Consider the following 21,515-nt stretch of genomic DNA (forward strand, 5'->3'; position numbering starts at 1 on the left):
CATGTCGCGGACGGCTGACCGTCCGCGAGCCGAATTCCAGGAGTAACGTGATGTTGTCCAAGCCCGTCTCTCCGCTGCCCGCCGAACCCCCGCGCGGCTGCCCGTTCTCTCCTCCTCCGCAGTACGCGGTGCTCCGCGTCGAGGAACCGGTCAGCCGTGTCTCACTCCCGGACGGAAGCTGGGCCTGGCTGATCACCCGGTACGAGGACGTCCGGGCCGTCCTCTCCGACCCGCGGTTCAGTTCGGACTCGGCCGCCCCGGGTTTTCCGCGCAGCGGCATGGTCACCGCCGGGGAAGCGGGCAGCCTGATCCGGACCGATCCTCCTGAGCACACCCGCCGCCGGCGGATGCTCACGCCCCATGTCACGGTCAAGAGCGTGTCGGCCCTGCGCCCCCGCATCCAGGAGATCACCGACGAACTGTGCGATGCGATGGAGGCCGAGCGGGAGGCAGCGGGCTCCCCCGGGTACGTGGACCTCGTCAGGTCACTGGCCCTGCCGCTTCCGTCGTCGGTCATCAGTCTGCTGCTCGGGGTACCGGACGAGGACCACGACGTCTTCCAGAGCATCACCGCCACCGTGATGTCTCGGGTGAACGCCGAGGAAGAGCGCACCGCCGCCCGGGCGCGACTGCTCACCTACCTCCGCGAGCTGGTCGCCGGCAAGGAACGGAACCCGGGCGACGACATCCTGAGCGGACTGATCCACGACAGGATGGGAGCGGGCGAACTCACCCACGACGAGGTGGTGGGTACCGCCGCTCTCCTGCTGGTGGCCGGACACGAGACCACCGCCAACATGATCGGCCTCGGCGCGCTGACCCTGCTGCGGTACCCGCACGCGGCCGAGGAGCTGCGCAAGGACCCGTCGCTCATGCCTGGAGCCGTCGAGGAGCTACTCCGTTTCCACAGCGTCACCCGGAGCGGGCCCCGTCGGGCGGCGACCGCCGACGTCGAGGTGGGCGGTCAGGTCATCAAGGCGGGAGAGGGCATCATCTGCGCGCTCGCCTCGGCGAACCGTGACCCCGAGGTGTTCCCGGATCCCGACGGGTTCGATCCGCGGCGCGCCAACTCCCAGCGTCACGTCGCCTTCGGCTACGGCGTCCACCAGTGCCTCGGCCAGGCGTTGGCACGAGCCGAACTCCAGATCTCTTTGAACACCCTCCTGCGCCGCTTCCCGGAGCTGCGCCTCGCTGTGGAGTTCGAAGACGTTCCGTTCCGCAGCGACATGCTGGTCTACGGCTGCCACGCATTGCCCGTGACGTGGTAGCGACGCCCCATTCCCGCTGTCTGATCAGGAGAAACACGCGTGAAGATCACTTTTGACGAGGAGAAGTGCTGTGGCGCCGGGCAGTGTGTGCTCGTTGCCCCCGAGGTGTTCGACCAGGACGACGACGGGATCGTCGTTCTCCTGAACCCGTCACCCTCCGACGACCTGCGCGAAGCGGTCGAGGAGGCCGCGGCCGTCTGCCCGGCGAATGTCATCCACGTGGAGTGATTCCACGGCCGGATCAGCGGATGTGATGCAACCAACGTCGAGAAAAGGGTTTGATCGCCATGTGCGGTATTGCCGGCTGGGTTTCGTACCGTCGGGATCTGACGCAGCAGTCGCAGATCCTCGACGCGATGACCGAGACCATGGCCTGCCGCGGTCCCGACGCACGAGACACGTGGGCGGACCGGCACGCCGCCCTTGGCCACCGGCGGCTCGCCGTCATCGACCTGCCCGGCGGCGCGCAGCCGATGCGGGTGGAGACCGGGGACGGCGACGTGGTGATGGTGTATTCGGGAGAGACCTACAACTACCCCGAACTGCGCGCCGAACTCCGCCGCCGCGGGCACCGTTTCACCACCGACTCGGACACCGAGGTGGTGCTCCGCGGGTACCTGGAGTGGGGTGAGGCGATCGGTGAGCACCTGAACGGCATGTTCGCATTCGCCATCTGGGACGCGCGCACCGAGAAGCTCGTCATGGTCCGGGACAGGCTGGGTGTCAAGCCCTTCTACTACTACGAGACCGAGGACGGCGCCCTCTTCGGCTCCGAGCCCAAGGCGATCCTGGCGAACCCGCTCTGCTCCGCCATCGTCGGCCTGGACGGGCTGCGGGAGATGTTCTCCTTCGCCAAGACCCCGGGGCACGCGATCTGGGAGGGCATGCGCGAGCTGCGCCCCGGTCACGTCGCCGTGACCGACGTCAACGGGCTGCGGGAGTACGCCTACTGGCGCCTCGAAGCCGACGAGCACACGGACGACCAGCAGGCCACCGTCGCGCACGTCAGGGAGCTGCTGGAGGACATCATCTCCCGGCAGCTCGTCGCGGACGTCCCCCGGTGCACGCTGCTCTCCGGCGGTCTCGACTCCTCCGTCATCACCGCCCTCGCGGCCCGGCAGCTCAGGAAGCACGGGGAGACGGTCCGCACCTTCGCCGTGGACTTCCCGGACCAGGAGAAGAACTTCAAGGCGATTGACCTCGCCCCCACCCGGGACACCCCGTACGCGCACGCGGTGGCCGAGCACGTGGGGAGCGACCACCGGGACATCATGCTCCACGGCAGCGCGCTTGCCGACCCGGAGGTACGGCGGGCGGCCGTCGGCGCACGGGACTTCCCGAACGGGATCGGCGACCGGGACAACTCGCTCCACCTCCTCTTCAAGGCCGTCCGCGAACACTCGACGGTGGCGCTCTCTGGGGAGTCGGCGGACGAGTTGTTCGGCGGCTACCCATGGTTCCACGAGGACAGGTTCCGCTACGCGGACACCTTCCCCTGGCTCGCGGGCAAGGGCTCCCTCTTCGAAGCGGGCGGCCTGCTGGACGACGACCTGGCACGCCGGCTCGACCTGGGAACCTACGTCCGCGACCACTACCTCAGCGCCCTGAAAGAGGTCCCGCTCAAGGAAGGCGAGACCGGCCTGGAGAAGCGGATGCGTCAGGTCTGCTATCTGAACGTGACGCGGAAGATGCAGCCCCTGCTCGACCGCAAGGACCGGATGAGCATGGCGGCCGGGCTCGAGGTGCGTGTCCCGTTCTGCGACCACCGGCTCGTGCAGTACGTGTTCAACACCCCGTGGTCGCTGAAGGCGTTCGACGGCAGGGAGAAGAGCCTGCTGCGCGCCGCGGCGCGCGACCTGCTGCCACCGTCCGTGGCCGACCGTAAGAAGAGCGGCTACCCCAGCAGCTTCGACCCGCAGTACCTCAAGGCGGTCCAGTCCCAGGTCGCCGACCTCCTCCACCGCGACCACCCGGCACTGGCACTGTGCAGCCGGGACCGCCTGAGCGAGGCGATGAGGGCGGACCAGGACACCATCAGCCTCCAGCAGCGGACGGTACTGGAACGCTCGCTCGACCTGGCGACGTGGCTCGACCTACGGAACCCGACGCTGAAACTCGGCTGACCTGGCCACCGCGGGCTGGGCTCGCTCCCCTAGCGGGGTCGAGCCCAGCCCGCGGTGTGCTTTACGCGCACCCTCGTGGCGCCCACGCGGCCCGCAGGTATCCAGCACGGTACGGATATGGAGGGTGATGACAGATGACGAGAGGTCAGAGAATCCAGCACCTATCCAGCACGGTAAAGATATGGGGCTGACCCGAGAGAGTCAGCCCCCATTTGCCTGCACGTTTGCCAGATCAGCGATGCAGCGGTAAGTCACCCGCTACACATTGAACCGGAACTCCACCACATCCCCGTCCTGCATCACGTAGTCCTTGCCCTCCATGCGGGCCTTGCCCTTGGCTCGGGCCTCGGTGACGGAGCCGGTTTCCACCAGGTCGTCGAAGGAGATGACCTCGGCCTTGATGAAGCCCTTCTGGAAGTCGGTGTGGATGACACCGGCCGCCTCGGGGGCCGTGGCGCCCTTCTTGATCGTCCAGGCGCGGGACTCCTTGGGGCCGGCCGTCAGGTACGTCTGCAGGCCGAGGGTGTCGAAGCCCACGCGGGCCAGGGTCGCGAGGCCCGGCTCGTCCTGGCCGACGGACTGGAGGAGTTCCAGGGCCTCCTCCTCGTCCAGCTCGGCGAGGTCCGCCTCCAGCTTGGCGTTGAGGAAGATCGCTTCGGCGGGAGCGACCAGGGCGCGCTGCTCGTTCTTGAAGTCCTCGTCCACCAGCTCGTCCTCGTCGACGTTGAAGACGTAGAGGAAGGGCTTCGTCGTCAGCAGGTGCAGGTCGTGGAGAAGCTCCGCGCGCTCGCTGCCCTGGACGATGCCGTGGGCGAAGAGCGTCTCGCCCTTCTCCAGGATCTCCTTGGCCTCCTCGACGGCCTTGACCTTGGGCGCGATGTCCTTCTTGATCCGCGACTCCTTCTGGAGGCGGGGCAGGACCTTCTCGATGGTCTGGAGGTCGGCGAGGATCAGCTCGGTGTTGATCGTCTCGATGTCGTCCTTCGGCGAGACCTTGCCGTCGACGTGGACGACGTTCTCGTCCTTGAAGGCGCGGATGACCTGGCAGATCGCGTCGGACTCGCGGATGTTGGCCAGGAACTTGTTGCCCAGGCCCTCGCCCTCGGAGGCACCGCGCACGATGCCGGCGATGTCGACGAAGTCCACCGTGGCCGGGAGGATGCGTTCCGACTTGAAGATCGAGGCCAGCTTGGCGAGGCGGGCGTCGGGCACGCCGACCACGCCCACGTTCGGCTCGATCGTGGCGAACGGGTAGTTGGCCGCCAGCACGTCGTTCTTGGTCAGGGCGTTGAACAGGGTCGACTTGCCGACGTTGGGCAGGCCGACGATTCCGATCGTGAGCGACACGTTGCGACTTCCCGTAGTTGAGTGGGCCAGGGGCTGCCAGGGGCCAGAGACCGACACTGGCCGATCCACCAGTTTACGGCGTCCCGCGCGTCCGCCTCACGAGAGCGTCGGGCACCCGGCCAAGCTCCCCCGCCCGGCGTGTCTGGGGGCTGATTCAGCACATAAACAGACCTAGGTTGGTCCCTGTGGAGCAACACAGGCAGCGACCCCCGAACGACGGACCGCGACGCGGCATGCCGCCCCAGCGCCCCAGAGGCCTGCGGCAGCCCCCGCCGTCGCCGGCCCCCGGGTCGTCGCCGGGTCCCAGGGCCTCGGGGACTCCTGTCTCTCCTACGGCTCCGATGGGTCCTTCCTCTCCGATGCCCTCCCAGGGCCGACGGCGGCCGGGGGGCGCCCGTGCGAGCAGCGGCGGCAGCGGGGGTGGTGCGGGGGCCGGTCGGTCCGGGCGGCGGCCCCGGGGGGCGTCCGCGACCGTGTCCCCAGGGCCCCGGTTGCCCAATCCCCGGCTGACCGGGCTCGGCAGCGGTCTGTTCTGCACCGTGGCCATGTTTCTGCTCGGCTGCCTGGACCAGCTGCTGTTCGGTGCCTCCCCCGCGGTCTACGGCGTGCTGTTCCTGCCGGTGTGCGTGCTGACGGCGCTGTGGGTGCGCGGCGGGGACGTGCTGAGCGCGCCCGTGGTCCTGCCGATCGCGTTCGCGGTGGGGCTGCTGCCGGTCGCGGAGGGCGGCGGGGGGCTGCTCGGCCGGCTGATGGGGCTGGTCACCGGGCTCGCCACTCAGGCCGGGTGGCTGTACGGGGGGACGCTGCTGGCCGCGGCGATCGTGCTCGTCCGCCGGGTGCGGTGGGTGCGGGGACGACAGCGGCGCGGCTGACGCCGCTGGGGCCCGGGTTCCCGGTCGGCCGGGCGAGCCACTCCCCACCGGAGCCCGGGGCCCGGAGGGGCTCGGAGGCCGGCCGGGCCTGTAGTCGGCAGGCGCCGTCAACCGTGGCCCGGCAGGCGGCGAGCTTCCCGCAGGCACCGCGAGCTACCGACCGCTCCGCCCCCTCAGGCCGACCGCTCCGCCCCCTCAGGCCAACCGTTCCCCCCGTCTCACGCCGACTGCGCCGCTCTCATCGCCGCTCCCACGATTCCCGCGTTGTTCTGGAGTCGCGCCGGGACGATCTCGGCCTTGACGTCCTCGATGAGGTGCAGGAACTTGTCGGCCTTGCGGCTGACCCCGCCGCCGATGATGAACAGCTCCGGCGAGAACAGCATCTCCACGTGCCGGAGATACCGCTGGACGCGGCGCGCCCACCGCTCCCAGTTGAGGTCTTGGTCCTCCTTGGCCTTGCTGGAGGCGCGCTTCTCGGCCTCGTGGCCGTTGAGCTCCAGGTGGCCCAGTTCCGTGTTGGGGAGCAGGGCGCCGTCCACGAAGACGGCGCTGCCGATGCCGGTGCCGAAGGTGAGCAGGATGACCGTGCCCCGGCGGCCCCGGCCGGCGCCGAACTCCATCTCGGCGACGCCCGCCGCGTCCGCGTCGTTCACCACGGTCACCGGCAGGCCGCCGAGCCGGTCGGCGAACAACGCGCGCGCGTCCGTGTCGATCCAGCTCGGGTCCACGTTCGCGGCCGTACGGACCGTGGCGCCGCCGGTGACCACTCCGGGGAAGGTCAGGCCGACCGGCCCGGTCCACCCGAAGTGGTCCACCACCTGCTTGACCCCGTCGGCGACGGCGCCGGGCGTCGCCGGGTGCGGGGTGAGCACCTTGTGGCGCTCCTGGGCCAGGTCGCCCCGGTCAAGATCCACGGGAGCGCCCTTGATCCCTGATCCGCCGATGTCCACGCCGAAGATCTGCATGGCTCCACGTTACGACGGACCACTGACAGTCACGCCGCGGGCGTACCGCTCCCGCCGCGCTCGGCCACCAGCGCCGCCGCCTCCTCGCGCAGGTCGCGGCGCAGTTCCTTGGGCAGCGAGAAGGTGATGGTCTCCTCGGCCGCCCTGACCAGTTCCACGTCGCCGTAGCCGCGCTCGGCGAGCCACTCCAGGACCTCCTCGACCAGCACCTCGGGCACGGAGGCGCCGGAGGTGACGCCGACGGTCGTCACGCCGTCCAGCCAGGACTCGTCGATCTCGCTGGCGAAGTCCACCAGGTGGGCGTCGCGGGCGCCGGCCAGCTTGGCGACCTCGACCAGCCGCTTGGAGTTGGAGGAGTTGCGCGAGCCGACGACGATGACCAGCTCGGCCTCGGCGCCCATCTGCTTCACCGCGAGCTGGCGGTTCTGGGTGGCGTAGCAGATGTCGTCGCTGGGCGGGGAGACGAGCCCCGGGAACTTGGTCTTCAGGGCGTCGACCGTCTCCATGGTCTCGTCGACGGAGAGGGTGGTCTGGGAGAGCCAGACGACCTTGGACGGGTCGCGGACCTCGACCTTGGCGACGTCCTCGGGGCCGTCGACCAGCTGGATGTGGTCGGGGGCCTCGCCGGAGGTGCCGATGACCTCCTCGTGGCCCTCGTGCCCGATCAGGAGGATGTCGTAGTCCTCCGCGGCGTACCGGACGGCCTCCTTGTGGACCTTGGTGACAAGGGGGCAGGTGGCGTCGATCGTGGCGAGCCGGCCCTGGCGGGCCTCCTCGTGCACCACGGGCGCGACGCCGTGCGCCGAGAACATGACGATGTTGCCGGGCGGCACTTCCTCCGTGCGCTCTACGAAGATGGCGCCCTTCTTCTCCAGGGTCTGCACCACGTACTTGTTGTGGACGATCTCGTGCCGGACGTAGATCGGGGCCCCGTACTGTTCCAGGGCTTTCTCGACGGCGATCACGGCGCGGTCCACGCCGGCGCAGTAGCCCCGGGGGGCGGCGAGCAGGACACGGCGGCCAGACGAAGCGGTCATGCGTCCCATCGTAAGGCCGCGTTCACAAGCGCAGAGATCGCTTCCCCACACCGCGCGGGGAAGACTTGTGTGTATGTCCAACACCGGAACGACAACCTCCGCCGCCGACGCGGGCCATCGCCTCCGGCGCAGCCTGGGCCTGCGGGACCTCGTGGTCTACGGGCTGCTGTTCATCGCCCCCATGGCGCCGGTCGGGGTGTTCGGGGCGCTGGACGCCAGATCGCACGGCGCGGTGGCGCTGGTGTACGCGGTGGCGACGGTCGCCATGGGGTTCACGGCGTTCAGCTACGCGCAGATGGTGCGGGTCGTACCTCAGGCGGGGTCGGTGTACGCCTACGCGCGCGTGGGGCTCGGCAAGGGCGCCGGGTTCGTCGCCGGCTGGATGGCGATGCTGGACTACGTGCTCATCCCCGCGGTGGCCTACCTCTTCTCCGGGATCGCGATGAACGCGCTGGTCCCGGAGGTGTCCCGGTGGGTGTGGACGGCGCTGGCCGTGGTGCTCACGACCCTGCTGAACCTGTGGGGCGTACGGGTCGCCGCGCGCGTGGGCTTCGCCGTGCTGGCCCTGGAGATCGCGGTCCTGCTGGTGTTCGTGGTCTCGGCCGTCGTGGTGCTGGCCCGGGACGGGGCGGAGCGGGGGCCGCTGTCGCCGCTGACGGGGGACGGTACGCAAGGTGGTTTCGCGGCGGCCGCGGTGCTCGGCGCGGTGTCCGTGGCGGTCCTGTCCTACCTGGGTTTCGACGCCATCGCGACGTTCGCCGAGGAGGTCACCGGGGGCTCGGCGCGGGTGGCGCGGGCGCTGCTGTTCTGTCTGGCGCTGGCGGGGGTGCTGTTCGTTGCGCAGACGTATCTGGTGGCGCTGCTGGAGCCGGTGTCCTCCGCGGAGCTCGCGCGCGATCCGGGGCGGCAGGGGTCGGCCTTCTACGACGCGGTGGACTCCTCGGTCGGCACGTGGCTGCACGATCTGGTGGCCGCGAGCAAGGCGCTCGGAGCGGCGTTCGCGGCGCTGGCGGGGCAGGCGGCGGCCGGACGGCTGCTGTTCGCGATGGGCCGCGACCGGCGGCTGCCGCGCGGGCTGTCCCGGACGGACGGGGGCGTACCGCGGGTCGCGCTGCTGTGCGCGGCGGTGGTCACGCTGGTCGCGGCGGGGTGGGCGGCCCGGCGGGACGACGGGCTGGACAAGCTGGTCTCGGTGGTCGACATCGGCGCGCTGACGGCGTTCACGCTGCTGCACGCGAGCGTGGTGGGGTATTTCGTACGGCGCCGGGGGGAGGTCAGCTGGTGGCGGCACGTGCTGGTGCCGGTGGCCGGGGCCGGCATCACGGTGGCCGTCATCGTGGCGGCGTCCGGGGTGGCCCAGGTGGTGGGGGCGGTGTGGCTGGTGATCGGGCTGGGGGTGCTGGCGGGGCAGCGGGGACGGATTCCCGGATAGCCGGCCGGTGCGTCCCGGAGGACGCGGGCAGCCGGGCCTGCGGGCTCCGAAGGGGCGCGGGAAGCGCGCGAGCGACCCCGGCGCACCCGCACCCGCAAGCGGCGAGCACCCTCACCCCCACCAGCGCACGCCCCCGGCCCCCGCCACACACAACCGCACGGCCACCCCGCTGTCAGTACCGGCCGTTACTCTCGACCGCATGGCTGTGAACACGTCCCCGGAGTCCCCCCTGCCCGTAGGCGAGGTGTCGCGGCTGATCGGGGGATGGATCGACCGGCTCGGCGCGGTGTGGGTCGAAGGGCAGATCACGCAGTTGTCGCGCCGCCCCGGCGCCGGTGTCGTGTTCCTCACGCTGCGCGACCCGTCGCACGACATCTCCGTCAGCGTGACCTGCTACCGCCAGGTCTTCGACGCGGTCGCGGACGTCGTCGGCGAGGGCGCCCGTGTCGTCGTACTGGCGAAGCCGGAGTGGTACGCGCCCCGCGGCCAGCTGTCCCTGCGCGCCGCCGAGATAAGGCCCGTCGGCGTCGGTGAGCTGCTGGCCCGGCTGGAGCAGCTGAAGAAGTCCCTGGCCGCGGAGGGGCTCTTCGCGCCGGAGCGGAAGACGGCGCTGCCGTTCCTGCCGCAGCTGATCGGGCTGGTGTGCGGGCGGGCCTCCGCCGCGGAGCGGGACGTGCTGGAGAACGCCCGGTACCGCTGGCCCGCCGTCCGCTTCGAGGTGCGCAACGTCCCCGTGCAGGGCGTGCACGCCGTCCCGCAGGTCGTGCAGGCGGTCAAGGAGCTCGACGCGATGGACGAGGTGGACGTGATCATCGTCGCGCGCGGCGGCGGCAGCGTGGAGGATCTGCTGCCGTTCTCCGACGAGCAGCTGGTGCGGGCGGTGGCCGGCTGCCGTACGCCCGTGGTGTCGGCGATCGGGCACGAGCCGGACACCCCGCTGCTGGACTACGTCGCCGATCTGCGCGCTTCCACGCCGACGGACGCGGCCAAGAAAGTCGTGCCCGACGTGGGCGAGGAGCTGGAGCGGGTGCGGATGCTGCGCGACCGGGCCCGGCGGTGCGCCGCCGCGTTCGTGGAGCGGGAGGAGCGCGGGCTGGCGCACGCCCTGGCCCGGCCGGCGATACAGGACCCGCACCGGATGCTCGACGAGCGCGCCGACCACGTGCTGTCCCTGCTGGAGCGCGGCCGGCGGACGCTGGGACATCTGCTGGACCGCGCGGACTCGGAGCTGACGCACACGCACGCGCGCGTGGTGGCCCTCTCCCCCGCGGCGACGCTGCGGCGCGGCTACGCGGTGCTGCAACGGGCGGACGGGCACGTGGTGCGCGATCCGGCCGAGGTGACGGCGGGCGAGGCGCTGCGGGCCCGCGTCGCCGACGGTGAACTGACTGTGAAGGTGGACGGATGACGAGCAAGGTGGACGAGGCGCTCTCCTACGAGCAGGCCCGGGACGAGCTGATCGAGGTCGTACGGCGGCTGGAGGCGGGCGGTACGACGCTGGAGGAGTCCCTGGCGCTGTGGGAGCGCGGCGAGGAGCTGGCCAAGGTGTGCCGGCGCTGGCTGGAGGGGGCCCGGGCCCGGCTGGACGCGGCGCTGGCCGAGGAAGAGGAGGGCTCCGAGGGCTCGGACGAGTAGGCGGCACGGGGCACACGGGCCGCCGGTCAAACGGTCAGCCGGTGCGAACCGTCCGGGCTGTCGGCCGCCCGGCTGTGAGGCGGCTCACCACACCCCCCTCTTAGTTGAACGTTAAACCTCGCTGGCGTAGGGTCGACCGCGTCAGCCGGTCCGGCCTCCCGTCGGACCGGACGCGCACCCCAGGAAGTACACGCATGTCTCTCGTTCTTGACCCCGCCGCCCAGGACCTGCTGTTCCGCGAGGCCCGTACCGCCAACACCTTCACCGACGAGCCGGTGACCGAGGAGCAGGTACAGGCGATCTACGACCTGGTCAAGTACGGCCCCACCGCCTTCAACCAGAGCCCGCTGCGCATCACCCTGGTCCGCTCCCCCGAGGCCCGCGAGCGCCTGGTCGCGCTCATGGCCGAGGGCAACCAGCCCAAGACCGCCGCCGCCCCGCTGGTCGCGATCCTGTCCGCGGACAACGAGTTCCACGAGGAGCTGCCGGCCCTCTTCCCGCACTTCCCGCAGGCCAAGGACGCCTTCTTCAGCGAGCGTGCGGTCCGGGAGAGCGCCGCCGCGATGAACGCCACCCTCCAGGCCGCGTACTTCATCATCGGCGTCCGCGCCGCGGGCCTGGCCGCCGGCCCGATGACCGGCCTCGACTTCGAGGGCGTCCGCAAGGAGTTCCTGGACGACGACCACACCCCGCTGATGGTCGTCAACATCGGCAAGCCGGGCCCGGACGCCTGGTTCCCGCGCTCCCCGCGCCTGTCCTACGAGGACGTCGTCACCACCGTCTGACGCTCCCGTACGCATGAGCCGGCCCCGGCGCTGAAGCGCCACCGTCGGCGAAATCCGGGGCGAGCGTGACGCCGGCCTTCATGACCCGCTGGGGTCGTGGAGGCCGGCGTCGTGTTCGAGGGGTGCCGGTGTCGCCGCACGCGAGTGCCTGCCGGGACCGGAACTCGCCGATGCCGGCTCCGCCCCCTTCAGGAGGCCGGGAGGGGCCGGGAGGCGGTCGACACCGCCACGTAGGCCAGTCCGTCGTACTCCTCGGCCGGGGAGACGGGGCTCAGGTGGAAGCGATACGTCCAGCGCGGTACCACGGCGCCGAAGCTCCGCGTGTGATGCCGGCCTCCGAGCCATTCCCGTACCGCCGTCGGCGCGGTGGCCGCGCCGCGCAGGTCCACGACGTGGTCGCCCGGGTTGGCCGTGGCGAGCCGGGCTTCCACGGTGCCCGGGTGGGCGGGGCCGATCCGGTGGGTGCCGAGGGCGCCGGCTCCGGGACGGGACCAAGGGCCGGGCCACATCCGGCGGACGCGGAAGGAGCCGCTGCCGAACAGCAGGCCGAGTGCGTAGTAGGCGTCGCCGAACCGTGCGTGCAGGTGCTGCCCCATCGCCGGTACCGCGCCACCGTAACGGCCTTTGGTGATGTGCCCGTTGTGAGCCCAGAGGGCGATCTTGGTGGATGGGTCGGTGAGGAGTTCCCCGACGGCCTCGGCCATGTACCGGTCGCGCGCGGCGAACACGGTCCGCTCGGGGTTCGTGTGCTGCCTGGTCCCCGTCACCAGGTCGGCGGCCCGCACCAGAATGCGGGCGTGTCGGAGCGCGTCGGCCGCGTCGGGGCCGTGTCCGCGGAGGAACCCCAGCAGTTCTTCCGCGTCGCGCACCAGGCGCCGCCGAGGATCGGGGTGCGCTCCCGGATGCGCCTCGGCGAGCACGCGGAGCGGGGCGAGAAGACCTGCCTCGCGATCCGGTGCCACCTGGCGCAGGAAGGAGCCGAGTACGGCCAGGGATCCGCCGCACTTTTGCGGGTCGACGCCTACGAAACGCACTTTCTGGTCTTCCAGGCGCCCCCGGTTGTACGCGCGCATCCACTCGATCATCCCGAGTACCTCACGGGTCCGCCAGGTCCAGAACCCCAGTCCGGCGAGCACTCCCGCGGCGTCACCGACGCCTTGGCGGACGTAGGCGTCCACGGCCGGGCCGGCCGATGCGCTGGCCTCCATGGCCAGGACCGAGAACCCCATCTCTTCGACGAGGAAACGCGTCACCTCGTCGGACATGGCCTTCCCCCTCCGTCGCCGCGCCCGACGACACTACCGCCGGCGTCGAGGTTCGCGGCGATGCCACCGAAGCGCGCGTGCGGTCACTCCGCCTTCAGGGCCGCCGCCAGGGTCGTCAGGTCCTTGAAGGAGGCGGTGCCGGCCACCACCGTGGTGGAGCCGGGGGTGTCCTCCAGGACCAGGGCGTCGTACCGGCCGCCGGTGTAGCGGGTCCAGGTGCGGCCGTCGATCCGCTCGGTCCGCTCGGTGGCCGAGCTGCCCTGGGTTGCGGTGGCGATGAAGTCGGTGCGCTTGCGCGTGGACTGCTCGACCTGCGCGTACTGGCCGTCCGGGGTCCGGAAGCCGAGGTGCCAGCGGTTGACGTCCTTGCCCTCGGAGCGTACGGAGGTCGGCTTCCAGGTACTCGGCAGGCCCTCGGGCGCGGCCACCGGGTAGCTCGCCGCGCGGCGGGCCGTGAGCAGTTCGACCCGGTAGTCGACCCGCTGGATCTCGGGAGCGTGATCGTCGTGCGGGATGGTGAAGAAGTACACGACCAGCGACGCGATGACGATCAGGGCCAGGGAGAGCACCATGTCCCGGGCCGTCTTCTGCTTGCGGTTCGAACCTGCCACGCCCCCTATCGTCGCAGGTGCCCCAAGCGCTCATCCGTGGGGTCCCCTGCTCATTTTGTATGCCTAACGATAGAGTCGAGGCCAAGACCCTCATCCGGCCGTCGTCGTATCAGAAAGGTGCGCTCCGATGACCGAACACCATCACCTGCCGTCCGAGCTCGATGTTCCCTCGGAGGCTCCCGACCGCAACCTCGCCCTGGAGCTGGTCCGGGTGACCGAGGCCGCCGCCATGGCCGCGGGCCGTTGGGTGGGGCGCGGCGACAAGAACGGCGCCGACGGTGCCGCGGTGCGCGCCATGCGGACCCTCGTCTCCACCGTGTCGATGAACGGCGTGGTCGTCATCGGCGAGGGCGAGAAGGACGAGGCCCCGATGCTCTTCAACGGGGAGCACGTGGGCGACGGCACCGGCCCCGAGGTGGACATCGCCGTCGACCCGATCGACGGCACCACGCTCACCGCGAAGGGCATGCCGAACGCGATCGCCGTCCTCGCCGCCGCCGAGCGCGGCGCGATGTTCGACCCGTCCGCCGTGTTCTACATGGACAAGCTGGTCACCGGCCCGGAGGCGGCCGACTTCGTCGACATCAACGCGCCCGTCGAGGTGAACATCCGCCGGATCGCCAAGGCCAAGCGGTCCGCGCCGGAGGATGTCACCGTCGTCATCCTCGACCGGCCCCGGCACGAGGGTCTGATCCGGGAGGTCCGGGAGGCCGGCGCGCGCATCAAGCTGATCTCCGACGGCGATGTGGCCGGTTCGGTGTACGCGCTGCGCGAGGGCACCGGCGTCGACCTGCTGCTCGGCATCGGCGGCACCCCCGAGGGCATCATCTCGGCCTGTGCCGTGAAGTGCCTGGGCGGGACCATCCAGGGCAAGCTGTGGCCGAAGGACGACGAGGAGCGGCAGCGGGCGATCGACGCCGGGCACGATCTGGACCGGGTGCTCACCACGGACGACCTGGTCGCCGGGGAGAACGTCTTCTTCGTCGCGACCGGCATCACCGACGGGGAGCTGCTGCGCGGGGTCCGGTACCGCTCGGAGACGGCGCTGACCGAGTCCATCGTCATGCGGTCGAAGTCGGGGACGGTCCGCCGGATCGACTCCGAGCACCGGCTGAGGAAGCTGCGGGCCTACAGCGCGATCGACTTCGACCGGGCCAAGTAGGGAACGCCGAACCCGGCAGAAGGGGCACCCCGCCACGCGGAGGGTGCCCCTTCTTCTGACGTCTCAGCCCGCCATGCGGTTCGCCGCCGCCCGCGCCGCCTTCTTCAGCTCCACCTCGCGGCGGCGCCGGCGCGCCAGGACCACCCGGCGCTCGGCCGCCGTCAGGCCGCCCCAGACGCCGTAGGGCTCGGGCTGGAGCAGGGCGTGCTCGCGGCACTCGACCATGACCGGACAGCGGGCGCAGACCCGCTTGGCCGCCTCCTCGCGGGACAGCCGGGCGGCGGTCGGCTCCTTCGACGGGGCGAAGAACAGCCCGGCCTCGTCGCGCCGGCACACCGCCTCGGTGTGCCAGGGTGCGTCTTGGTCCCTGTCTCGCGCCGGCACCCGCTGGACCGGAACGCCAGCTACCTGCAGGGACGAATGCGGCGGTTGCAGCACGGTCTACTCCTGACGACGGCTTCGCGAGCGAGAGACGATGCAGCAAGGCCTACCCGCTGTGCGTGCGCCTATGCACAGCGTTGGCACCGGCGAGCCCACGGCGGCTCGTTCCCGCCCCTCGTCCTCGGCGTCGCCGACGGACCGGGACGTTCCGGTCACCGGCGGATTCGCGACCGTCAGCGGCCCAGGTACTTGCTCAGCTTCCGGTCGACCTTGGCCTGGACGCGCTCCAGGATGTCCGAGACGGTCCGGCCGCGCCGGGGCCACGCCTCCACGGCACCGAGCACCGCCCAGCCGTCGACGTAGACGACCGGCGCCGCGGGGTCGGCGGAGTCCAGCGTGCTCACCTCGAACTTGCCGAGCACCCCGCCCCCGGTGCCGCGCAGCGAGACGTTCTCCGGGACCCTGATCCGGACCTCGCCGAAGACGGAGACGGCCTTGACGACCACGTGCTGGTACTCGAAGAGCGCCTCGCTGAGGTCGATCTCCACGCTGCCGAACACCGCGTACGCGTGCAGCCTGCGCCCGGCGCGCCAGCGGCCCCGGCGCACGGCGCTGCTGAACACCGCCACCACGTTGGCGTCGGCCGCCGCCGGTATCGCGCCCGGCTCCGGGCGCGGCGGGACGGGGGCGGCGGGGGGCCGGTAGGCGGCGGGCAGGTCCCGGATGAAGCCCTCCAGCTCGCCCACCGTCTTGGCGTGCAGCACACCGTCCACGCGCTCGGCGTGCTCGTCGGCGGTCAGCCGGCCCTCGGCCAGGGCCTCGCGGAGTATGTCGGCGACCCGGTCGCGGTCGGCGTCCGAGGCGCGCAGCTCGGTCGCGGGTGTGGGTGCGGTCTGCTTGTGAAGGTCCACGACGGCAGCGTACCCAAACACGATAGATCGCGACACCCCTGACTGAGCGCCACCTCACAGGTTCACGGCCGGCGGCAGGTTCTACGCTGGGGAGGCTCGCCAGCGTCGGCGGGCCGCCGTCCGTCAGAGTGAGGAATGGGCTGAGATGCCGCGTACTTCCCCCCCCGCCCGCCCAGCGTTCGCGTACACCGAACTGCTTCCCCAGGGAGAAGACACCACCCCGTACCGGCTGGTCACGTCGGAGGGCGTCTCCACCGTGGAGGGCCCGGACGGCCGGACGTTCCTCAAGGTGGAGCCGGAGGCGCTGCGCAAGCTGGCCGAGGAGGCCATCCACGACATCCAGCACTACCTGCGCCCGGCCCACCTGGCGCAGCTGCGCCGGATCATCGACGACCCCGAGGCGTCGGCGAACGACAAGTTCGTGGCGCTGGACCTGCTGAAGAACGCGAACATCGCGGCGGCCGGCGTGCTGCCCATGTGCCAGGACACCGGCACCGCGATCGTCATGGGCAAGCGCGGCCAGAACGTGCTGACGGCCGGCGAGGACGAGAAGCACCTCTCGCACGGCATCTTCGACGCCTACACCAAGCTCAACCTGCGCTACTCGCAGATGGCTCCGCTCACCATGTGGGAGGAGAAGAACACCGGCTCCAACCTGCCGGCCCAGATCGAGCTGTACGCGACCGACGGCGGCGCCTACAAGTTCCTGTTCATGGCCAAGGGCGGCGGCTCGGCCAACAAGTCCTTCCTGTACCAGGAGACCAAGGCCGTCCTGAACGAGTCCTCCATGATGAAGTTCCTGGAGGAGAAGATCCGTTCGCTCGGTACGGCCGCCTGCCCGCCGTACCACCTGGCGATCGTCGTCGGCGGCACCAGCGCGGAGTTCGCGCTGAAGACCGCGAAGTACGCCTCCGCGCACTACCTGGACAACATGCCGGCCGAGGGCTCGCCGCTCGGCCACGGCTTCCGGGACAAGGAGCTGGAGGAGAAGGTCTTCGAGCTGACGCAGAAGATCGGCATCGGCGCGCAGTTCGGCGGCAAGTACTTCTGCCACGACGTCCGCGTGGTCCGGCTGCCCCGGCACGGCGCGTCCTGCCCGGTCGCCATCGCCGTGTCCTGCTCCGCCGACCGCCAGGCGCTGGCGAAGATCACGCCCGAGGGCGTCTTCCTGGAGCAGCTGGAGACCGACCCGGCGCGCTTCCTGCCGGACACCACGGACGAGCACCTGGACGAGTCGTCCGACGTGGTGAAGATCGACCTGAACCAGCCGATGGACACGATCCTCGCCGAGCTGACCAAGTACCCGGTCAAGACCCGGCTGTCGCTGACCGGCCCGCTGGTCGTGGCCCGTGACATCGCGCACGCCAAGATCAAGGAGCGGCTGGACGCGGGCGAGGAGATGCCGCAGTACCTGAAGGACCACCCGGTGTACTACGCCGGCCCGGCCAAGACCCCCGAGGGCTACGCCTCCGGTTCCTTCGGCCCGACCACGGCCGGCCGCATGGACTCCTACGTGGAGCAGTTCCAGGCGGCGGGCGGCTCGAAGGTGATGCTCGCCAAGGGCAACCGCAGCAAGCAGGTCACCGACGCGTGCGCGGCGCACGGCGGCTTCTACCTCGGCTCCATCGGCGGCCCGGCCGCCCGCCTGGCCCAGGACTGCATCAAGAAGGTGGAGGTTTTGGAGTACGAGGAGCTGGGCATGGAGGCCGTCTGGAAGATCGAGGTCGAGGACTTCCCGGCGTTCATCGTGGTGGACGACAAGGGCAACGACTTCTTCCAGGACCCGGCCCCCCAGCCGACGTTCACCTCCATTCCGGTACGGGGTCCCGGGCTGGCCTAGTACGCGGGTTCCGGGGCGGGCGCCGGACGCGGGGTGCCCGCCCCGGGCCGGCGGTCAGCTGAAGCGCTGGGCCGCCGAGCCGTCGCAGGTCTGGAGCCTGACCCGCTCCTTCGCCGCCGTCAGGGTCAGGCACAGGCCCGGTGCCGCCGCCGGGCGCAGGGTGCCCGACTGGCGGACGAACCGCTGGTTGGCGCCGCCGTGGCAGTTCCACAGGACCAGGCCCGTGCCGGCGGTGTAGGAGCCGTCCGGCACGTCCAGGCAGCGGTCGTGGGTCAGCTCCAGGTGCAGCGCGCCCCGCCCGGTGTCGTACCACCAGCCCTGGTTGCGGCCCCCGTGGCAGTCCCAGCCGAGGATTTCGGTGCCGTTGGCGCTGGCTCCGCCCGAGGCGTCGAGGCAGGCGCCGGTGGCCTGGCCGGTCAGCGGGCGGAACGCGTCGTCCCAGGCGCCCGGGTACAGCTCGGGGGTGCCGGTGCTCGCCGGGTCGGCACAGCCCGCCTCGCGCAGCCCGGAGCCGTAGAACCGGGTCAGGCACGCGGCGAAGGCGGCGTGGCCGCGGGCGTTGGGGTGGAAGGACTGCCGGACCGAGTTGGCGTCCGCCGGGAAGGGGTTGGCCAGGTCGACGTACAGGCCCCGCGCCCAGGTGTCCTCCATGCAGACCTCGTGGCCGTGGAAGAGCCGGGAGTTGTCCAGGTAGGAGGCGCCGCTGCGCCGGGCCGCCTCGCGCATGCCGCGTTCGAAGAGCGGGACGGCGCTGTCGCGGCCCCAGGCGCTGTCGGAGTCGTAGCCGGTGCAGCCGCCCGGGAGCTTGCCCGGGAAGTCGGGGTTGTCGTGGATGTCGGGGCCGATGGGGCTGGGGTAGCCCATGAGGACCAGCTTGTAGTCGCCGTCGGCGTAGCCCGCGTCCCGCATCACCGTCCTCAGGTCGGCGACGGTGGCCTCCACCTTGGGCACGAGGGCGTCCACCCGGGCCTGCCAGCCGGGCGCGTACTTCGGCTCGCAGGTCCCCTGGAGGGTGAGGTAGCGGGTGACGCAGTCGGTCATCACGGGCCCGAACTGCAGGTCGTCGTTGGCGCCGGCGACGAGGACGATCATCTTGATCCGGGTGGTGCGGGCCTTGACCGCGAGGCTGTCGCTCTGGACCAGCTCGTCGGCGTACTGCCTGGCGCCGCCGATGCGGATGTTGCCGGTGTAGGCGCCCGAGCAGGCGACGTTGTAGGTGACGTCGGCCGGGATGCCGGTGCGGTGGATGGCGGCCTGGGGCGAGCGGTGGCACCAGTTGTCCGGGCCGTTGGTGCCCGGCTCGTACGTGCCGACGCCCTCGCCGGATATCTCGCTGTCACCCAGGGAGATGAGCGAGGTCTTGCGGTCGGCGAGGGGCCGCTGGGCCGGGTCGCCGTAGAGGGCGGTGGCCTCGGCGGCCCGGACGCGTTCCAGGTCGGGCGGGAGGGGGGTGGCCGCCGCGGCGGCGGGGGCCGCGTGGGCGGTGGGGGCCGCGAGGCCCGCGAACACGGTGGCGGCCGTCGCGACAGCGGCGGCCGTACCTCTGATCCTGGACCCGATGGATCCGACGCGTTTCATGACGCCTCCCCGAAGCAGGTGTTACCCACGGTTTTTACTGGCGGGTAGTCAGATAGGGAATACGCGTGACGCGACACGTGCTCATGTTTTCGGAGGTACGACGATGACGACCGAAGAGCCGCAGTACCGGATCGAGCACGACTCGATGGGCGAGGTCCGGGTCCCGGCCCACGCCAAGTGGCGCGCGCAGACCCAGCGTGCCGTCGAGAACTTCCCCGTCTCCGGACAGCGCCTCGAACGGGCCCACATCGAGGCCCTGGCCCGCGTCAAGGCGGCGGCGGCCAAGGTCAACGCCGAGCTCGGAGTGCTGGACGAGGACATCGCGCGGGCGATCCAGGAGGCCGCCGAGGAGGTCGCCGCCGGCCGCTGGGACGAGCACTTCCCGGTGGACGTCTTCCAGACCGGCTCCGGCACCTCGTCCAACATGAACACCAACGAGGTCATCGCGACGCTGGCCACCGAGCGGCTCGGCCGTGCCGTGCACCCCAACGACCACGTCAACGCCTCGCAGTCGTCCAACGACGTCTTCCCGTCCTCGATCCACATCGCGGCCACCGCGGCCGTCACCCACGATCTGATCCCGGCCCTGGAGCACCTGGCCGCGGCCCTGGAGCGCAAGTCCGCCGAGTTCGCGGACGTGGTCAAGTCCGGGCGGACCCACCTGATGGACGCCACGCCGGTGACCCTCGGCCAGGAGTTCGGCGGGTACGCGGCGCAGGTCCGCCACGGCGTCGAGCGCCTGCACGCCTCCCTGCCCCGCCTTGCCGAGCTGCCGCTGGGCGGCACCGCGGTGGGCACCGGCATCAACACCCCGCCCGGCTTCTCCGCCGCCGTCATCGAGGAGGTCGCCCGGGTCACCGGGCTGCCGCTCACCGAGGCCCGCGACCATTTCGAGGCCCAGGGCGCCCGCGACGGCATCGTGGAGACCAGCGGGCAGCTGCGGACCATCGCGGTCGGCCTGACGAAGATCGCCAACGACCTGCGCTGGATGTCCTCCGGCCCGCGCACCGGGCTGGCCGAGATCCGGCTGCCCGACCTCCAGCCCGGCTCCTCGATCATGCCGGGCAAGGTCAACCCGGTCGTCCCCGAGGCCGTGCTGATGGTCGCCGCGCAGGTCATCGGCAACGACGCCACCATCACCACCGCCGGAGCCGCCGGCAACTTCGAGCTGAACGTGATGCTCCCGGTCCTCGCCAAGAACGTCCTGGAGTCCATCAGGCTGCTCGCCAACGTCTCCCGGCTGCTGGCCGACCGGACCGTCGACGGCATCACCGCCGACCGCGAACGCGCCCGCGAGTACGCCGAGTCGTCCCCGTCCGTCGTCACCCCGCTGAACAAGTACATCGGTTACGAGGAGGCCGCGAAGGTCGCCAAGAAGTCCCTCGCCGAGCGCAGGACGATCCGCGAAGTCGTCCTGGAGAGCGGGTACGTGGAGCGGGGCGACCTGACGCTGGAGCAGCTCGACGAGGCGCTGGACGTCCTGCGGATGACGCGCCCCTGACCGCGGCGGACGTTTCCGGCCACCCGGGGCGGCCGTGACGCGCGCCGCAGCGACGCATGCCGACGGCACCTAAAATCTGTCCATGACGGACGACGGAGCGATGGCACGAGTGACGGCGGGAGCGGCGGCGCACTGGACCCCGGGGACGCACATCCTGTGGCGCTACCGGGAGAACGGGGGCGAGCAGTTCCACATCGCCCGGCCCGTCACCGTCGTACGTGACGACGCCGACCTGCTGGCCGTGTGGCTGGCCCCAGGCACCGAGTGCGTGAGACCGGTCCTGGCCGACGGCACGCCCGTGCACCTGGAGCCGCTGGAGTCCCGCTACACCAAGCCGCGCGCGGTGCAGCGGGACCGCTGGTTCGGCACCGGCGTGCTGAAGCTGGCCCAGCCCGGCCGGCCCTGGTCGGTGTGGCTGTTCTGGGAGCCCGGCTGGCGGTTCAAGAACTGGTACGTCAACCTGGAGCAGCCGCTTGCGCGTTGGGCGGGCGGGGTGGACTCCGAGGACCACTTCCTGGACATCACCGTAGGCCCGGACCGCAGTTGGCGCTGGCGGGACGAGGACGAGTTCGCGCAGGCCCAGCGGGACGGGCTGATGGACCCGGCGACCGCCGAACGGGTGCGGGCGGCGGGCCGGGAGGCGGTCGACGTGATCCGAGCGTGGGGGCCGCCGTTCCCTGACGGCTGGCAGAACTGGCGCCCGGATCCCTCCTGGGGAGTACCTTCTCTACCCGAGGACTGGGACCGCACGCCCGCGCATGTGTCCTCATGAGACCCTTGATGCGCCCCCGGGCGAGAAACG

Annotated in this window: 20 protein-coding genes; 12 read left to right on the plus strand and 8 right to left on the minus strand. The window is 71.1% G+C overall.

Annotated elements, in window-relative coordinates:
• Positions 1 to 50 precede the first annotated feature (50 nt).
• The 3 genes from Srubr_RS26425 to asnB are packed head-to-tail and all read left to right on the plus strand — an operon-like array spanning position 51 to position 3,391.
• Complete coding sequence (locus Srubr_RS26425; protein WP_189997442.1) at positions 51 to 1,268, plus strand: cytochrome P450; 1,218 nt, start codon at positions 51 to 53, stop codon at positions 1,266 to 1,268.
• Positions 1,269 to 1,307: 39 nt separating this feature from the next.
• Complete coding sequence (locus Srubr_RS26430; RefSeq protein WP_189997443.1) at positions 1,308 to 1,496, plus strand: ferredoxin; 189 nt, start codon at positions 1,308 to 1,310, stop codon at positions 1,494 to 1,496.
• Between the two features lie 59 nt (positions 1,497 to 1,555).
• Complete coding sequence (gene asnB / locus Srubr_RS26435) at positions 1,556 to 3,391, plus strand: asparagine synthase (glutamine-hydrolyzing) (protein ID WP_189997444.1); 1,836 nt, start codon at positions 1,556 to 1,558, stop codon at positions 3,389 to 3,391.
• Positions 3,392 to 3,649: 258 nt separating this feature from the next.
• Here the strand turns inward: asnB and ychF are convergent, their stop codons facing one another.
• Positions 3,650 to 4,738, minus strand: coding sequence for a redox-regulated ATPase YchF (gene ychF, locus Srubr_RS26440; protein WP_189997445.1), 1,089 nt, complete (start codon positions 4,736 to 4,738; stop codon positions 3,650 to 3,652).
• Positions 4,739 to 5,229: 491 nt separating this feature from the next.
• Here ychF and Srubr_RS26445 point away from each other — a divergent pair, with 491 nt between their 5' ends.
• Positions 5,230 to 5,610 carry a DUF6542 domain-containing protein gene (locus tag Srubr_RS26445; protein ID WP_373319191.1) on the plus strand — a complete coding sequence of 127 codons (381 nt, stop codon included), beginning with the start codon at positions 5,230 to 5,232 and terminating at the stop codon, positions 5,608 to 5,610.
• 218 nt (positions 5,611 to 5,828) lie between these two features.
• Here the strand turns inward: Srubr_RS26445 and ppgK are convergent, their stop codons facing one another.
• Positions 5,829 to 6,575, minus strand: coding sequence for a polyphosphate--glucose phosphotransferase (gene ppgK / locus Srubr_RS26450; protein WP_189997447.1), 747 nt, complete (start codon positions 6,573 to 6,575; stop codon positions 5,829 to 5,831).
• Positions 6,576 to 6,604: 29 nt separating this feature from the next.
• Entirely contained in the window at positions 6,605 to 7,621 is a 1,017-nt protein-coding gene (locus Srubr_RS26455) for a 4-hydroxy-3-methylbut-2-enyl diphosphate reductase (protein WP_189997448.1), read from the minus strand.
• A gap of 64 nt (positions 7,622 to 7,685) precedes the next feature.
• On the opposite strand from Srubr_RS26455, the gene Srubr_RS26460 reads away from it, so the two are divergent.
• The 4 genes from Srubr_RS26460 to Srubr_RS26475 all read left to right on the plus strand — a co-directional run bounded on the left by Srubr_RS26460 (position 7,686) and on the right by Srubr_RS26475 (position 11,464).
• Entirely contained in the window at positions 7,686 to 9,044 is a 1,359-nt protein-coding gene (locus Srubr_RS26460; RefSeq protein WP_189997449.1) for an APC family permease, read from the plus strand.
• 199 nt (positions 9,045 to 9,243) lie between these two features.
• A complete protein-coding gene (gene xseA, locus Srubr_RS26465) occupies positions 9,244 to 10,452 on the plus strand; it encodes an exodeoxyribonuclease VII large subunit (protein ID WP_189997450.1) in 1,209 nt (402 codons plus the stop codon).
• A complete protein-coding gene (locus Srubr_RS26470; RefSeq protein WP_189997451.1) occupies positions 10,449 to 10,679 on the plus strand; it encodes an exodeoxyribonuclease VII small subunit in 231 nt (76 codons plus the stop codon). Before xseA ends, Srubr_RS26470 begins: the two co-directional genes overlap by 4 nt.
• A 194-nt stretch (positions 10,680 to 10,873) precedes the next feature.
• Entirely contained in the window at positions 10,874 to 11,464 is a 591-nt protein-coding gene (locus Srubr_RS26475) for a malonic semialdehyde reductase (RefSeq protein WP_189997452.1), read from the plus strand.
• A gap of 188 nt (positions 11,465 to 11,652) precedes the next feature.
• Here the strand turns inward: Srubr_RS26475 and Srubr_RS26480 are convergent, their stop codons facing one another.
• Positions 11,653 to 12,729 carry an erythromycin esterase family protein gene (locus Srubr_RS26480; RefSeq protein ID WP_189997453.1) on the minus strand — a complete coding sequence of 359 codons (1,077 nt, stop codon included), beginning with the start codon at positions 12,727 to 12,729 and terminating at the stop codon, positions 11,653 to 11,655.
• An 83-nt stretch (positions 12,730 to 12,812) separates the two neighbouring features.
• Positions 12,813 to 13,340: a DUF4245 domain-containing protein gene (locus tag Srubr_RS26485; RefSeq protein WP_189997454.1), complete on the minus strand. Its 528-nt coding sequence runs from the start codon at positions 13,338 to 13,340 to the stop codon at positions 12,813 to 12,815.
• A 127-nt stretch (positions 13,341 to 13,467) separates the two neighbouring features.
• On the opposite strand from Srubr_RS26485, the gene glpX reads away from it, so the two are divergent.
• Complete coding sequence (gene glpX / locus Srubr_RS26490; RefSeq protein ID WP_189997455.1) at positions 13,468 to 14,502, plus strand: class II fructose-bisphosphatase; 1,035 nt, start codon at positions 13,468 to 13,470, stop codon at positions 14,500 to 14,502.
• Positions 14,503 to 14,565: 63 nt separating this feature from the next.
• Here the strand turns inward: glpX and Srubr_RS26495 are convergent, their stop codons facing one another.
• On the minus strand, positions 14,566 to 14,940 hold the full coding sequence (locus Srubr_RS26495) for a WhiB family transcriptional regulator (protein WP_189997456.1): 375 nt from the start codon (positions 14,938 to 14,940) through the stop codon (positions 14,566 to 14,568).
• Positions 14,941 to 15,116: 176 nt separating this feature from the next.
• Positions 15,117 to 15,794: a DUF1707 SHOCT-like domain-containing protein gene (locus Srubr_RS26500; protein ID WP_189997457.1), complete on the minus strand. Its 678-nt coding sequence runs from the start codon at positions 15,792 to 15,794 to the stop codon at positions 15,117 to 15,119.
• A 145-nt stretch (positions 15,795 to 15,939) separates the two neighbouring features.
• Here Srubr_RS26500 and Srubr_RS26505 point away from each other — a divergent pair, with 145 nt between their 5' ends.
• Complete coding sequence (locus Srubr_RS26505) at positions 15,940 to 17,634, plus strand: fumarate hydratase (RefSeq protein WP_189997458.1); 1,695 nt, start codon at positions 15,940 to 15,942, stop codon at positions 17,632 to 17,634.
• A gap of 54 nt (positions 17,635 to 17,688) precedes the next feature.
• On the opposite strand, the gene Srubr_RS26510 is transcribed toward Srubr_RS26505, so the two are convergent.
• A complete protein-coding gene (locus Srubr_RS26510; protein ID WP_189997459.1) occupies positions 17,689 to 19,212 on the minus strand; it encodes a ricin-type beta-trefoil lectin domain protein in 1,524 nt (507 codons plus the stop codon).
• A 103-nt stretch (positions 19,213 to 19,315) separates the two neighbouring features.
• Here Srubr_RS26510 and Srubr_RS26515 point away from each other — a divergent pair, with 103 nt between their 5' ends.
• A complete protein-coding gene (locus Srubr_RS26515) occupies positions 19,316 to 20,713 on the plus strand; it encodes a class II fumarate hydratase (RefSeq protein ID WP_189997460.1) in 1,398 nt (465 codons plus the stop codon).
• Between the two features lie 82 nt (positions 20,714 to 20,795).
• Positions 20,796 to 21,485 (plus strand): cytidylyl-2-hydroxypropylphosphonate hydrolase, encoded by a 690-nt coding sequence (fomD, locus tag Srubr_RS26520; protein WP_189997461.1) that lies wholly within the window; start codon positions 20,796 to 20,798, stop codon positions 21,483 to 21,485.
• The last annotated feature ends 30 nt before the right edge of the window (positions 21,486 to 21,515 follow it).

The sequence above is a fragment of the Streptomyces rubradiris genome (assembly GCF_016860525.1).
GTDB lineage: Bacteria > Actinomycetota > Actinomycetes > Streptomycetales > Streptomycetaceae > Streptomyces > Streptomyces rubradiris.